General features: G+C 46.3%; 12 protein-coding genes. 3 read left to right on the top strand and 9 right to left on the bottom strand.

The window, feature by feature from the left end; all coding sequences use genetic code 11:
- The 5 genes from WG8_RS05000 to WG8_RS04980 all read right to left on the bottom strand — a co-directional run.
- Positions 1-223, bottom strand: a 223-nt coding sequence (locus WG8_RS05000; RefSeq protein WP_007429014.1) for a response regulator, incomplete at its 3' end; no start/stop codon positions are given.
- Between the two features lie 16 nt (positions 224-239).
- Positions 240-2,066: a cache domain-containing sensor histidine kinase gene (locus WG8_RS04995; RefSeq protein ID WP_007429013.1), complete on the bottom strand. Its 1,827-nt coding sequence runs from the start codon at positions 2,064-2,066 to the stop codon at positions 240-242.
- Positions 2,067-2,079: 13 nt separating this feature from the next.
- The gene (locus tag WG8_RS04990; protein ID WP_007429012.1) at positions 2,080-3,378 is read right to left on the bottom strand and encodes an alpha-glucosidase/alpha-galactosidase; all 1,299 of its coding nucleotides are present in this window, start codon (positions 3,376-3,378) and stop codon (positions 2,080-2,082) included.
- A gap of 130 nt (positions 3,379-3,508) precedes the next feature.
- Entirely contained in the window at positions 3,509-7,561 is a 4,053-nt protein-coding gene (locus tag WG8_RS04985; RefSeq protein ID WP_007429011.1) for a DUF5695 domain-containing protein, read from the bottom strand.
- A 531-nt stretch (positions 7,562-8,092) separates the two neighbouring features.
- Positions 8,093-8,677, bottom strand: coding sequence for a TetR/AcrR family transcriptional regulator (locus WG8_RS04980; protein ID WP_007429010.1), 585 nt, complete (start codon positions 8,675-8,677; stop codon positions 8,093-8,095).
- Between the two features lie 171 nt (positions 8,678-8,848).
- Between WG8_RS04980 and WG8_RS04975 the strand changes: the two genes are divergently transcribed.
- A complete protein-coding gene (locus tag WG8_RS04975) occupies positions 8,849-9,829 on the top strand; it encodes an NADP-dependent oxidoreductase (RefSeq protein WP_007429009.1) in 981 nt (326 codons plus the stop codon).
- 744 nt (positions 9,830-10,573) lie between these two features.
- On the opposite strand, the gene WG8_RS04970 is transcribed toward WG8_RS04975, so the two are convergent.
- From WG8_RS04970 to WG8_RS04955, 4 genes are all read right to left on the bottom strand, one after another.
- The gene (locus WG8_RS04970) at positions 10,574-10,918 is read right to left on the bottom strand and encodes an MmcQ/YjbR family DNA-binding protein (RefSeq protein WP_007429008.1); all 345 of its coding nucleotides are present in this window, start codon (positions 10,916-10,918) and stop codon (positions 10,574-10,576) included.
- A gap of 203 nt (positions 10,919-11,121) precedes the next feature.
- Positions 11,122-11,547, bottom strand: coding sequence for a MaoC family dehydratase (locus WG8_RS04965; protein WP_007429007.1), 426 nt, complete (start codon positions 11,545-11,547; stop codon positions 11,122-11,124).
- Between the two features lie 148 nt (positions 11,548-11,695).
- Positions 11,696-11,908, bottom strand: a complete 213-nt coding sequence (locus tag WG8_RS26260) for a helix-turn-helix domain-containing protein (protein ID WP_014280031.1) — start codon at positions 11,906-11,908, stop codon at positions 11,696-11,698.
- 335 nt (positions 11,909-12,243) lie between these two features.
- The gene (locus WG8_RS04955) at positions 12,244-12,489 is read right to left on the bottom strand and encodes a helix-turn-helix domain-containing protein (RefSeq protein WP_043890792.1); all 246 of its coding nucleotides are present in this window, start codon (positions 12,487-12,489) and stop codon (positions 12,244-12,246) included.
- 298 nt (positions 12,490-12,787) lie between these two features.
- Between WG8_RS04955 and WG8_RS04950 the strand changes: the two genes are divergently transcribed.
- Together WG8_RS04950 and map are read left to right on the top strand one after the other, a co-directional pair.
- Complete coding sequence (locus tag WG8_RS04950; RefSeq protein WP_007429006.1) at positions 12,788-13,078, top strand: DUF6809 family protein; 291 nt, start codon at positions 12,788-12,790, stop codon at positions 13,076-13,078.
- A 145-nt stretch (positions 13,079-13,223) separates the two neighbouring features.
- On the top strand, positions 13,224-13,970 hold the full coding sequence (gene map, locus WG8_RS04945) for a type I methionyl aminopeptidase (protein WP_007429005.1): 747 nt from the start codon (positions 13,224-13,226) through the stop codon (positions 13,968-13,970).
- The last annotated feature ends 140 nt before the right edge of the window (positions 13,971-14,110 follow it).

Here is a 14,110-nt window from a genome sequence, read left to right as displayed (position 1 = left end):
GATCCTTTTCCCGAATGGTTTTGGCTATGTCCAGCCCGCTCATGTCTGGCAAATTAATATCCAGTAAAATCATGTCCGGTCGCCGCTCCGCATACAAACGCAATGCCGTCTCGCCGTCACTTGCCACATCACTGACTTCCACAGACAGGCCGCTTTCTGCCACCATCAGCTGGAGTCCTTCCCGAATATGGTATTCGTCGTCCACAATCAGCAGCCGGTACATGCATTTCCCCCCTTCCTTATTCGGTTCGAATCGGTGCCAGCAAAGTAACCGAGGTGTAACGTCCCGGCTCGCTTGCCACGGACAGCCCATATTCCGGACCATAATGCCGAAGACGCTTATGTACATTGCGCAGCCCAAAGCCAATCGCACTCCCGCGCTCGGCCTCCAGCGATTTCCGAATATCGTCCAGCCGCTCGGCTCCGATACCGTCCCCGTCATCACTCACCGTCAAGCGCAGCATATTGCCTTCCCGTGTACCGGATAACATGATATATCCACGGTCGGTACGACCTTTTAACCCGTGGTAAATGGCATTTTCAACAAGGGGCTGGAGGATAAGCTTGGGTACGTAAAATTCGCAAATATCCTCCTCCACCTCGCAAATCCACTCGAACGAATTCCGAAACCTGAATTGCTGCACCTTCACATAGGCGCTTACATGCTCGACCTCCTGTCCCAGGCTTATTTGCTCCCGACCGTAACTTAGCGAGATGCGAAAACATTTGCCAAACGCCCCAATCACCTCTGCCATATCCCGTTGTCCATTCGCCAGTGCCATTCCCTTGAGCGACTCCAGCGTGTTGTACAAAAAATGCGGATTAATCTGCGCCTGAAGCGCGCGAAACTCCGCCTGCTTGCGCGATAGCAATGCTTCGTACACCTGCCCATACAGCTCATGATTTTTTTGCATCATATGAAGAAAACGCTCGCCGATCTGTCCCACCTCATCCTTGGGGTTAAACACAACGGGGGCAGGAGCTTCCGGACCATTGGCTGATCCTGTTTCTTCCACACTCCCATCCACCGCCATTAATCGGCTCAACTGAAGCAGCGGACGACGAATCGTATCACTCAGCCGATAAGACAGCATCCAGCCCAGCACCAGTGCAATCAAAAAAGTCCAGATGGTCCAGGCTCCAATATTGCGCGCATCCTCGAACAGCACGGATTGATCGACTTTTTGCAGCAGCGTCCATTGCCCTTCATTTAACGGGCCATAGGAGATCATCGTCTGTCGCCCGTTCCATGCTCTCCAGTCCTTCGTAAGCACGGGTCTGTCTATAGCAGATTTGGCAATCTGCCGTAGCAGCGAGGGGTCCGCAACGCCCTCTTCCGGCAATCGGTACACAGGCTCGCCCTCCTGATCCAGCACCCACATCTGGGTATTGCCGTCTGTTTCATGGAAAGCAAGTCCCCTGAACAGACTGGCCTTGTCAATTTCCAGCAGCAAAAATCCAAGCGGCGCATAATCCCCAGTCGTTTTTCGCAGCAGCTTCCCGACATATATGCGATCCTCCGCCATCCCGTGTGCTGATGCAAACGGCGAATGAACCATCCACATCATGGGCCGCTCGGTGAGCAGGCGGCGATAGTACACACGTGCTTCCTCTAATGTAGGAAGGCCGCCAAAGCGGACCGAAGCATTCCCCTGATAGAGAGAATGCTTGAGCCCGCCATTGGCGGCATATATGAAAGAGGACATGATATACGGCTTGGTCTGGGTTTGCGTTCGAACGACCATGCTGAGTGTTTCATCGTTCCGTAGGTATTCATAATCGTCTCCCGGCTTGGTCTCCAGCGTGGCCTGCACATCGGGATTGCTGAGAATGGCATTGGTCAGATCGTTCAAATCGGAGAGCGTAGCGTTGACGTAATTTTCACTCATTTGCCGGGACTGCATAGCCAGTGCTTCTGACTTTTCACCAAGGGAGTGGGCCGCGATCCGGTAAAAGGTAAAGGTCTGCACCACCATCGGAAAGACGGTGAGCACCAGCGTCAGTACAATGAATTTCCCACGGATCGTAGGAATTCCTGCGAACTTTTGACGACCCCGGCCTCCCATTCAGCCGCCTCCCTTACACATAGGCTGGAAGCCATTTTCCATGTGCCGCAATCAGGTCATCGCACAGAGAAACAATATCATCCATGGACAGCTCGGCTGATGTGTGCGGGTCCAGCATGGCAGCATGATAAATATGCTCTTTTTTTCCGGTGATCGCTGCTTCAATCGTCAACAGCTGTGTATTAATATTCGTCCGGTTCAGCGCAGCGCATTGGGGCGGCAAATCTCCGACAAAGGTCGGCGTAACCCCGCCCCGATTGACCAGACAAGGCACCTCCACACATGCTTCCTTCGGCAGATTTGTAATTAAGCCTGTATTCATCACGTTCCCGCCAATGGCAAAAGGCCGATCCGTTTCGATGGCCTCCAAAATATACGAAGCATATTCGTTCGACCGTTCATGACGCAGATCCTGATTGCCTAAAAGCTCTTCGCGCATCGTTTGCCATCGTTCAATCTGGCTCACACAGCGGCGTGGATATTCATCCAAAGGAATATTGAAGCGCTCGATCAGCTCAGGGTACGCCCGTTTGATAAAATACGGATGATATTCCGCATTATGCTCAGACGATTCTGTAATGTAATAGCCGAATTTCAGCATCATTTCAAAACGCACCATATCATGATGCTTTTCCTGCTGCTTGGCGGCGGCCCGTTTTTTAATTTCGGGATATAAATCTACCCCGTCCTTGCTCACTTCGAGCAGCCACGCCATATGATTGATGCCTGCAATTTTGGCCTTTACACCTTCCTGCTCCAGCCCGAGGCTTTTGAACAGCTCCGGTATACATGCCTGTACGCTATGACACAGCCCTACCGTACGGACACCGCCGTATACGTTCATCACATTCGTCAGCACAGCCATCGGATTCGTGTAATTGAGAAACCATGCATCCGGGCATACCTCACGCACATCTGCTGCAAAGTCGAGCATCACCGGAATCGTCCGCAAATTGCGAAAAATACCGCCAATACCAACCGTATCGGCAATCGTTTGGCGCAGACCGTATTTTTTGGGGATTTCAAAATCCGTAATCGTACACGGATCATAGCCACCCACCTGAATGGCATTTACCACATAGGCAGCTCCACGCAACGCTTCCTTGCGGTCGGTGTAAGAGCGGATCACACAGGTGCTCCCTGTCGTTTTTTTCAAATTCAATAAAATATTTTCCGAATCCTTCAGCCTTTCGGGATCAATATCGAACAATGCCAGCTCGAAGCCCTGCAAGGCAGGTGTCAGCATACAATCGCCAAGCACATTTTTCGCAAATACCGTACTGCCTGCACCCAAAAATGCAATCTTGCTCATGCCCGTTCCTCCATTCACATTGTATTCGCAACTGCGCACTCCAAATGTAAGGATACCCACCGCCACCCTCTTTGCGGAAGAAGGTGACGGTGGGAAAGGTTAGCCATGACTATGCGTTGTTGCCTCCCAATCAGAATCCCCCTACTGATTTAGCGAAGCTAACAGACCGAGCCGGTACGGCAGATGTGACTGGGGGTGTCGTAGTTGGCGGGGTTGCTGGGGTTGCTGGAGTTGCTGAGACTGCTGGAGCCCCCGGGTTAACCGGAGTTGCCGATGGTGCCGCGCTCCCTGCCTCGATGACGGTTACCTTCGCAATCGCCTTCAGCTCTGTCCCTTCTACTTTGCCCTGTAATTCAAATGAACCCAGAGCAGCATATTGTGCAGGATCTATATCCTCCCATTCCACAGCCACCCATTGGGTCGAGCCTTCTCCATACGTAGCTTCCACTACGCTTGGCAGTTCAGGTTTTTCACCCGCGTGAGTCGTTACACTTACTTCTTTAAGCGCGGTGATCTTCTCGGCTGCTGTCAGACTCTGTGCTGTACCAGAGGCCAGACCTGCCACCTCGGTTGCATTCAAAGCGCGGCTGTAGATACGGAATTCATCCACCAAACCGTTGAAATACGGATCAGGGTACTGGGACTTGCCGATAAAATTATTTTTGGTCTGACCCAGGCTGGTCGGATTCAAGGTCAGGCTGGTGTTGCGTCCCACTTCTTTCCCATCCACATACAAAATACCTGTGGAGCCCGAAAGCGTGACCGCAACGTGCTTCCATACACCTGTCGGCAGTACAGGGGCATCAATCGTCTGCTCCTGTCCTTGCCCGTTACCCTGGTTCGTAATGGCAAATAGCATCCGGTCCCCGGCTTTAGGGGTCAGGAACATGTATTCATTCGTCCCGGAGCCGAAGTCAAAAATCCGTACATAATCGCTCAGGCTGTTCGCTTTGACCCAGCCGGATACGGTCAGTTGCTGTGTCCGGCTCACAATGCCCGCTGGAAGCTGTACATAGCTGTCCTTGCCATTGAGGCTGACGGCATTGCCTGTTTTACCCGCTGCCCATGCCACGGTACCTTTTACGGTAGCATCATTGCCGCTGTCTGATGAATCCTTTGCCAGAGACCCGCTGGTTTCGTCAAACTTGTATACCGCAAGCTGTTCAAGCAGTGGAGCCGCCGGTTCAGCCACCACAGTGACTTTAGCCTCCGCCGACAACTGGGAATCACTCGCTGTCAGCTTGAATATATACGTTCCCGGCTCGGAAACGTCCACCTTCGTACGCAGCGATGTTTTGCTGCTGAATGTGACCTTGGCGTTCTGTGGTCCTTCGACCAGGCTCCACTCGCTTGTCACCTTTCCTTGCGGAAGCCCATCATCTGTAGCTGTGCCTTTCAAAATGATCTGATCCGGCAGCTTCACCTTGGAAGCTTTGCCAGCATCGACGACAGGAGCCTTGTTCGGGTCAGGTGTGGTTGGTGTCAGCTCCACCGTATAGGAGGATGCTGTGCCAATTTCCAGTTTAAGCTTGTTGGAAGGCGCGTACGCATTAAATTTGCCTTGCGATTGACCGCCCACTTTAACCAGATACGTTCCTTTCTTCAAACCGTCAAATGTAACGTATGTGGAATGGGCTTGGCCCGGCGTTTGGTTTTTCAGTTGGAACCATACATAATCCTTGGATGTGGCCAGCTTGGCTTCTGTATATTGGTCCTTATCCAGCTCGATATACAGCTTTTCCGTAATCAGATTGATCCGCTTGAACAAACCGTCCAGCGGCTTGATCGTATACACGTTGCCGCTTTTGCTCACCTCTGCACCATAACCCGTCAATCCGAAAATCGGGTCCATCGCAATATCGGCGCTTAACGTTTTGAGCGCACCGAATAATCCGAGGTCAGCCTCGCCGCTCATGCCGCGCCAGCCGTTCAGGAGCGGAACATTTTTACCGCCGCCAGTGCCGTTCGTTCCGTTATTGCCTTTTTCCGCTTGATACGTCCATGCTACCGCCCCGATGTTCTCAGGGTCCGAGCTGATTTGCCCGGAATTAATCGCTCCGACATTGGCAATTTTAGCCGCATAGGACAGCCGTTGTTGCTCCTCACGCTGATTGTCCTCATGATACCGAATCCAGTCATCCATCGCATAGCCTGCGAGCGAGGTCGTGTACTGGAAGTTGAACCAGTTCTCCCCGGTAATCGTCACCGGATCGGTGTAGTAGTACCATACCGGCATATGACCGCGTGCCGCGCGCGTTTTGGCGTTGATTTTACTCATCATTTCCAGGGCTTTGCTTTGCTCGCCTTCTGTATCTATATTCTGTTTGGCTAACGTATATACAGCCTCTTCTCCGGTATTGTCATAGCTGTATTCGGAGCCGTAAGGATACTTTGTATTTTTAAAATTGTTATATTTGCGAGCCATTTTATCCTTGAGATCGTTCGCTTCATCATCATAGCCTTCATCTTGAAGTGCCTGAATAATATCCGGTGTGGTCAGCTCGCCCATCAAGCCTGTTTCCCAGTTGTACGCGACTGGTCCTTCATATAATGCTTTGAAAATGTTATAAGCCCGCAGCAAATAGGTTTCCTTGGGATGCTTGTAAGTGACAAGATCCGGGTATTCCTTGGCAATCTTGTACATGCTGAAATAGGTGTTGTATACGTGCGGGTACGCATAGCCCCGATAGGTCGGTGTATCGTTCGGCTCCGGCATCAAGAAATCATGAATTAAATAATCCTCATGATGTCCGTTCATCAGATTCGTCCAGATCGCCGTTTCCAAATAATCGTCTACGGCCCGCACCTCTTTGGCGACTGGAGACAGTGCATTTTTCTCAGCCAGGAACTGTCCGTGGGTCAGACCCCAATCATCCCCCCAGCCCCAATAGCCGTTAAAAATATTGCGCTTGGATTTGGTATGCATCATCCAATCGTCAAACACCTTGTCACGCAGATCTCCCGGCACATTCCACTGAGTTTTGTCCACCATAAAGGTAGCGTGCCGTTGCAACGCCTGATCAATCGGCTCGATGGCATAGAACTGTAAAACCGTTTTGCTGCCATTTCCATATTCCACGGTTATAAAGTTCGGGCCCAGCTTGGTCAATTTCAGTTCATAAATGTGGTGTCCTCCGGCCTTGCTATCCGTCTGCGGAATAACGGTTCCGTCTGGATAGGTCACCTTGTTGATCGTTTGCTTGGTGCGCAGATCCACCTTCGCCTTTTGATTCGTAGGCACGATCATGCCCGGTACGACCGTAGTGTCCACCAGGTTTTCTTGATACAACGTATCCTTTACATCATGCTCGTCCTTCACCGCCAGAAACTTGAAGCCATAGCTTTTGCTTTGGCCAGGATTCAGGACCAGGCTTGTGTTAGGCAAATATCCACGGTTAGTGGACTTGATGACATTGGAATGAATATAAAATACATTCAGTCCTTCCACCCATTTTCCTTCATTTGCCGGATTCCACGCCCATTTGCTGCCCGGATGCTCCTCATCCCGCCAACGGTCCTGATACTCGAAGCCTGCACCTGTTGAGGAATCAGGGATCAACAGCAGGGAAGAACCAATGCCGCTGGGACGTCCAGCTGTAATATAGGAGCTGTTATTGCCAACAAAGGAATGCGTCACGACTCTGGTTTCGTAAATCGCATCACCGTTGGTCCACTGCTCATTAAAAGGCAAAGGCAAACCGAAATCGCCAATCTCCAATTTTTTGCCACTCGTATTCTGGACCTGTATATTCCACAACACCGAACCGTTCGCTTCCGCTGAATATGTTTCGATGACTTTAAAATTGCGTATACCCTCAGCGTTGCTGGAATTCTCGTACGTGACGGTAACACGATTGCCACTGGTCGTGATCTTGCGTGCATCTGCCGACTTGTTCGTCCAAGCCTTTGTCCAGCTGCCATTGTCCAGTCGGTACGTGAACATCAGTTCACCCAGCCATTGATGATCTGCGGTGTTCTGCTCAGGTGTTACCGTTGCATTCATGACATATTCAGTCGGGAAAGCATCTCCTTTGATACGAATGGATGAAATTTCCCCATGCTCGCCTGTCTGAATCGTCAGCTTGTCATTGGATAGCTCATAGGCCTCTGCCTTATGCGCCCCCAATAGCACAGACGCTACGGTTAAAAACAAAAATGCAGCTAATATTCCCTTAAGCTTCATCAACACGGCCTCCTTTTGGATTTTGGAGTTCTCATTTGCTTGCCAATCACCTGAAGTCTCTTCATTTCGCCGCAACCTCCTTGGAAATGTAAGCGCTACAACTCTATTGTACAAAGCCTTGTCCATTGGTAAAATCAACATTTTCAACCGATTTATATAGGATTTCAACCTAATCGTGGGATGAGTTACGGCGGAGGTAGTGAGCGCTGCGCTGACCAACCGCCGTAAAGTCATCACCCCTTTTTAGGGAATTGGGGCGGTAAACTTAAAACAATTGGGATGGGGCTGTTCCAAAAGTGTTCTTATGATATAGGAACAACCCAAAATATCAGCAAAAGAACCTCAAATTCCACAATCAAGAGGAAAAAGAGGTCCTTATTTGTAACCAAATTCAAAGATGAAGTAGGCCAGCTTAAATCCCAAATTGACTTTTGGGACAGCCCCATCTGTCTTGAGAAAATATGGTGTTAGACTGAACCATAGCTTAATGGCGTTACCAATTTAGAGCTTTAGTTTCCACTGTCTATTACTTTATTTTTCTAATTTTAAAACGCTATTTTCTTCGAACAATTGCAATTGAATTCGATTTAGCAAATTCCAAAATTGTTCAACCATGACCGATACCGGATACGGCATCGAACGGGTAATCCACCATTCCAATAAACCCACACCCGCTGAAATTAAAAATTGCACCGTAATGTCCCTGTTCAACTCCCGATCGAGATTGATCGAATCCAGATGCTCGCTCAGACTTTGCCGCAACATTGTCTCCATTTGGGTTCGGAAAACCGCGCTTCCCTTGCTCGTCAGCATTTTAGAATAGAAAGAAGCATGCTGCTCCAAATATTCAAACGTGCGCTGCAACGCGGTTTTGGAAGTGAGATGAACCAAGCCCTCTTCAGACATACAACTGCGCAGCAACTGGTTTATTTGAGCTTCCATGCATTGATCGCGCAGATCGTACTTGTCAGCGAAATGCAAATACACTGTTCCTCGATTGACATTCGCTTCCTCCGCAATTTGGTTGATCGTTATGCTCTCGAAGTCCTTTTCCAACATCAGCGTCATAAAAGCATTCATAATTGCTTGCCTCGATTTTTGAATACGCCTGTCCATATCGTTCTCTCCTTTATCCCATACAAAATGAACATATCGAGCCCCTCTGTTGAAAAATCAACAACCGAGCTTGTTTTAACCATTGAACACCATCTGCCAGCCTGATACATTCACTATATAAAACATATGTCGAAAATTCAACGTATGTTCAATTTACAAGGAGGCAGAATCATGAAAGCTATTGCTTTGACAAGCTTTGGAGTCCCCGAAGCGCTGGAGGAACTGGAGATACCAGTTCCTGCACTCACCGACACACAGGTTCTCATCGAAATGCGCGCCTCTTCCATCAATCCCGCAGATATTCAATTGCGCAGCGGTGCGATTCTTCAGAGCCCGATGGCCGATAAATTTCCGGCTCAATTGCCGCTTGTTCTTGGTATTGATGTAGCTGGCATCGTAAAAGAGGTTGGTGAAAAAGTGCGTCATTTCAAGCCGGGGGATCGTGTCATGGGTATGGTTCCGATGGGTTCCTACATGGACTATGTTGCGGTGGAGGAAGATCATCTTGCCGTTATTTCGGAGAGTCTTTCCTTCGAAGAGGCAGGCGCCGTGCCTACAGTTGCCCTGACAGCTTGGCAAGCGCTGTTCGAGCATGGCCGTCTGCAACCGGGAGAGCACATTCTGATTCATGCCGGGGCCGGAGGCGTGGGACATGCGGCGATCCAGTTGGCCAAGCAACATGGAGCATATGTTATCGCAACTGCGAGGGACTATAATCATGATTTCGTCAAAGGACTCGGCGCGGACGAGGTGCTCGACTACACGAAAGTCGACTTTGCCGCCAAAATAACCGAGCCTGTCGGTATCGTATTGGATTCCGCTATGGACCCATCCACCTTCGGTACCGGGCTACCGGGAGATATCGGAGAGAAAAACTACTCGGTTATCAAGGATGCCGGCACCTATATTTCAGTAGTAGCATTTGCGATCAATCAATATCCAAAGGTCCGGGGCATTGACGCACGTTTCTTTCAGGCAAAACCCAACCGTACCGATTTTGAAGCCATTGTTCGCCAAATACAAAAGAACAAGCTGAATATCCACATTGATAAGACCTATCCCTTTACTGCTCAAGGCCTGTTTCAGGCGTACCGCAAAAGCGAAGAGCTTCCGAAACGGGGAAAAATCGTCATATCGAAAAACATGGGATAAACATCTTGCCAACTTTATACTTTATTTCACTAGATTACCAATACCTAAATTCAGGAAAGTCTGATAAAATAAAGGGTTCAACATATTAGTCATGACTAATATATTGAATCCTTTATATTTAACTATCGTTCCTCGTTAGCGAAACTAATTTCTCGGAAGGCTGTTGTCCTCCTAATACTAATAATGAGACTTTCTTGGCTATTGTCTCTTTGTCAAATGATACTTTCCCAGAAGCCCATAAGTAACCAGCCTCAAGGATGATATTGGCATAAATCGGTACATAAAACCTTTATACAGCCGGGTACTGCAGGTAATCCTGATCACATTGTAGAAGTTTGGTATGACTTTTACGAAAGAAAGAATCGCTTTGAAGAAACATTCCCTCTAGGGGTTGATCCAACTAAACTGTCAAATTAATGATAAGGCGATAAGATGGTTTTCCTTTACGGGGGTTGATCGGCAATCAACAAAGATGCGGCAGATTGATCTGAATTAAGATTCAGATTGATGGAGACAGAAAATTTAGATAGAGAGCAGTGGGCGGCAATAGATACATCGGGGTTCGAACAGATCATACAAACGGACGCTGTGAAACCGAGAAATTTATGGCCATTTTGAGGGGGTTTAAAAGATGTTTGAACATTTGTAGAGCGTACTTACATCAACTAATTAAGGATAACATTGGGTAATTATGGTATTGAAACACGTAGTTTTTCACACATATACGATAAGAAAATGGGGGAATTATGTCCTTTCTTTCTTCTTCTTCGGTTTCGTCAGTTGAAAGCTATGTTGCACCATATCAAAAAGATCATCCTCTTGCATGTTACCATCTAAAATAACGGTATTCCAATGCACTTTATTCATATGATATCCCGGCTTAACTTCTTCAAATATGCTGCGCAGGAAATCGGCTCGGTTCGGCTCACATTTGAGGTTGATGCAAAGGTGGCCATCATGCTTGTAAATCATCGCAAATATTTTTTTATTATCTTTATGGCGTATTACAGTCCATTTTTCGTCAAAGGGATAGTCTTTATAAACGTCGGGATAAGTGAGACAATAATTAATTATTTCCTCTTTAGTCATCTAACTTCCTCCATAAATCCATTTTCAAAAGCAACCTTTAGCGCTCAAAGCACATCGTGAGTGGAACTATAGATCAAACATTTAGTTTACCGCCAGCAGGTAGTCCTCACCTTAAAACCATTATAAAGAACAAGTGTTCTCTAATCAACTTAATATTAGGAGGCTCCTTTCTGCAGATTCTATATTCACTGTCCGAAAACACCTTATTTATGAACTAAAACGGACAATTCACCTTCAAATACTTTCTCATCCTTGTCATTGAAAGTCGTCAGCATAACTGTAACGATTCCTGTTTCGTTCAGTTTCTCTCTAAGTGCAGTTACCTCCACCATTGTATGTAATTCATCTCCCGGATACACGGGTTTTATAAATCTAATATTGTTCATAGCAGTTCCAGCAATGACATCATCACCATAACTACCCGTTTCAACCCAAAGCTTGAATGAAACTGCCAGCGTTTGAATTCCTGATGCTATGATTCCATTAAATCTTCCCTGCGTTGCTTTATCTTCATCCAAATGCATATATTGTGGGTCAAAGTCCGTTGCAAATCTGGTAATATCCTCTTTTGTTAATGTTAAAGACTTGGTTTTGAATAGTTGTCCGATATAAAATTCATGGAACCGCATTAATGTACCTCTCCTCTTGGTCGAATGGTTTGCTTTTTTAAAGCATATCATTTGTTAAGCTAATCTGCCTGTTCGTATTATGAATAATTCCAGCAATAAAGCTCCTGTGAATCATCACGGGAGCTTTATTGTGTACGTTATGGCTTTTTTACCTGTAACGTTTAGGATTATCTGTCTGACCAAGAATAAAGTCGATACTCACCTTGTGGAAATCCGCCAATTTGATCAAAACAACGCTTGGCACGTCCAGGTTCCCATTTTCATATCGGGAATAGGTTGTTTGTGAGATTTGTAAGAAGTCCGCCATACTTTGTTGTGTTAAGTCTTTGTCCTCACGTAAACTACGAATTCTCTTATACACTACTCATCACCCAAACAAAGTTTACAACATGCGAAAACTGCATATTGATTTTTATGCGTTTTTCGCATAAAATTATTTATTTGTCTTTAACTCATATAAACAAATCAGTTTCCATAGAGAAGCGTGATGAAAAATATGTAATATGTTAAATGGAATCCCAAATACCCGTTGGCGAACGTTGTTGCGGAGTGCAGGAAGATTGATTCACCCAATAAATCAATTCATATGCAAAAACTCTCAATTGGAACAGACAGATTCTCCTAAATTCATTTTATTAAAGTTAAATATTTTCCAACAAAGCGTATAACAAATATGAAATAAAGCTCCTGTAGTCATCAAAGAGCTTTATTTTGCATGCTATTCTTTTTACCTGTGCAACGTTCAGAATTATCTGTCTGACCTAGAATAAAGTCGATACTCACCTTGTGGAAATCTGCTAACTTGATTAAGACAGCACTTGGAATGTCCAAGCTCCCATTTTCATATCGAGAGTAGGTCGTTTGTGAGATATTTAAGAAGTCGGCCATGGTCTGTTGAGTTAAGTCTTTGTCCTCACGTAGATCGCGAATTCTCTTATACATTACTTATCACCCAAGTAAAGTTTACGATATGCGAAAACTGCATATTGATTTTTATGCGTTTTTCGCATAAAATTTATTTAAAGAGTACAACAAGTAGAATAAGAACGAAGTGGGCGGAATGGTGCTGTACAAGCGATAGCGTTCGCCTTTGTGTCCGGATTTCAACCTTCTTAGCTTGATTAAGAAATCTGGACACAACAGCGATGGGAAGCACCATCCGACCGCGGAGTGGCGCCGTATGTACATCTTTAGCTCAAACTTATATAAATAATCAGTATTCATAGGGGGCTTGATAAAAATGATTTTGGAGGATCTGTATTATGGGAATTGGCGTCCCAGTGAACAAATAAAGTCAACCGACCCTGAATCTCAAAAAGTGAATCAAAAAATTAACGAATATATGGAGATGCTGAAAAATAAATTACCAGCAGCCGACTTTGAGCAAATTGAAGTCATGTTTGATTTATTAAGCGAGTCAACTTCCTTGCATTCCGCAGCAGCGTTCATCCACGGGTACCGAACGGGGGTAATGACGATAATTGAAGTATTTAGCGGGGAAAAAGAATGGGTTGCTGGTAATAAACCATAAGAAAGATGATGGAGAAATTTAACTAATGATTCTTATTTGTTCTTTCCCAATAGATTAGATTCCACAAAGAGCTGCTACGGGCAGAATAATGGAATATCCAATATTGTGTTATAATAAATCAATCTAGAAATATGGAGGAGCCTTTATGACAATAGGATCACAAAACGATATTGATGGTCTGAAGGAAATTGGCAAAATCGTTGCATTGACGATTAGTGAAATGAAACGTCACGCACGTGTCGGAATTACGACAAAGGAATTGGATGATATTGGTGGACAGTTTTTGAAAAGGCATGGGGCTGTGCCAGCACCTAAGACAACTTACAATTTCCCTGGCAACACTTGTATTAGTGTTAACCACGACGTTGCCCACGGAATACCGGGAAATCGAATCATTCAACCAGGCGATTTAGTAAACATCGATGTTTCGGCAGAATTAGGAGGCTATTATGCGGATGCGGGACATTCTTTTCTGATACCTCCATACGAGCCATCATTAATGCGTCTGTGTCAATATACACACAATACAATGATGAAAGTAATCTCTTCACTTAAGCATGGAGTAAAATTGAACGAAATTGGAAGGATTATTGAAATCGAGGCTAAAAAAGGCGGCTATAATGTTATTAAGAATCTGTGTAGCCACGGTATTGGAAAATCTCTGCACGAGACCCCACAAGATATTCTACCGGTTTATAACAAGCACGATAAACGGGTACTGAAAGAGGGTTTGGTCATTACAATTGAGCCCTTTTTATCTACAGGTGCAGGGTATGTCGTTGAGCAAACGGACGGATGGACTTTATGTGTACCCGACAATAGCTTTGTGGCACAACATGAGCACACCATTATCATTACAAAGAATCAGCCAATTATCGTGACTGCAGTATAGAGCATCAGAATGAATCCGTGCTAACGGAGCACGTAAGTTCAATAAAACAGCGGCAGCCTAGCCTCCTCTAAGTCTACACCATAAGTCTACACCATAAGGTGTCTTGCCGAAGCGAGTCTACCCATTGATGCTCCCTTCTC

The sequence above is a fragment of the Paenibacillus sp. Aloe-11 genome (assembly GCF_000245715.1).
Classification (GTDB): domain Bacteria; phylum Bacillota; class Bacilli; order Paenibacillales; family Paenibacillaceae; genus Paenibacillus; species Paenibacillus kribbensis.
This window is presented reverse-complemented; position numbering and strand designations above follow the sequence as displayed.

Bases quoted from the DNA above. Each gene is read 5' to 3' on its own strand.
- WG8_RS04970 (WP_007429008.1), bottom strand. From the start codon at position 10,918: ATGACTAAAGAGGAAATAATTAATTATTGTCTCACTTATCCCGACGTT.
- WG8_RS04980 (WP_007429010.1), bottom strand. From the start codon at position 8,677: ATGGACAGGCGTATTCAAAAATCGAGGCAAGCAATTATGAATGCTTTT.
- WG8_RS04950 (WP_007429006.1), top strand. From the start codon at position 12,788: ATGATTTTGGAGGATCTGTATTATGGGAATTGGCGTCCCAGTGAACAA.
- WG8_RS04955 (WP_043890792.1), bottom strand. From the start codon at position 12,489: ATGTATAAGAGAATTCGCGATCTACGTGAGGACAAAGACTTAACTCAA.
- WG8_RS04975 (WP_007429009.1), top strand. From the start codon at position 8,849: ATGAAAGCTATTGCTTTGACAAGCTTTGGAGTCCCCGAAGCGCTGGAG.
- WG8_RS04985 (WP_007429011.1), bottom strand. From the start codon at position 7,561: ATGAAGCTTAAGGGAATATTAGCTGCATTTTTGTTTTTAACCGTAGCG.
- WG8_RS04990 (WP_007429012.1), bottom strand. From the start codon at position 3,378: ATGAGCAAGATTGCATTTTTGGGTGCAGGCAGTACGGTATTTGCGAAA.
- map (WP_007429005.1), top strand. From the start codon at position 13,224: ATGACAATAGGATCACAAAACGATATTGATGGTCTGAAGGAAATTGGC.
- WG8_RS04965 (WP_007429007.1), bottom strand. From the start codon at position 11,547: ATGCGGTTCCATGAATTTTATATCGGACAACTATTCAAAACCAAGTCT.
- WG8_RS04995 (WP_007429013.1), bottom strand. From the start codon at position 2,066: ATGGGAGGCCGGGGTCGTCAAAAGTTCGCAGGAATTCCTACGATCCGT.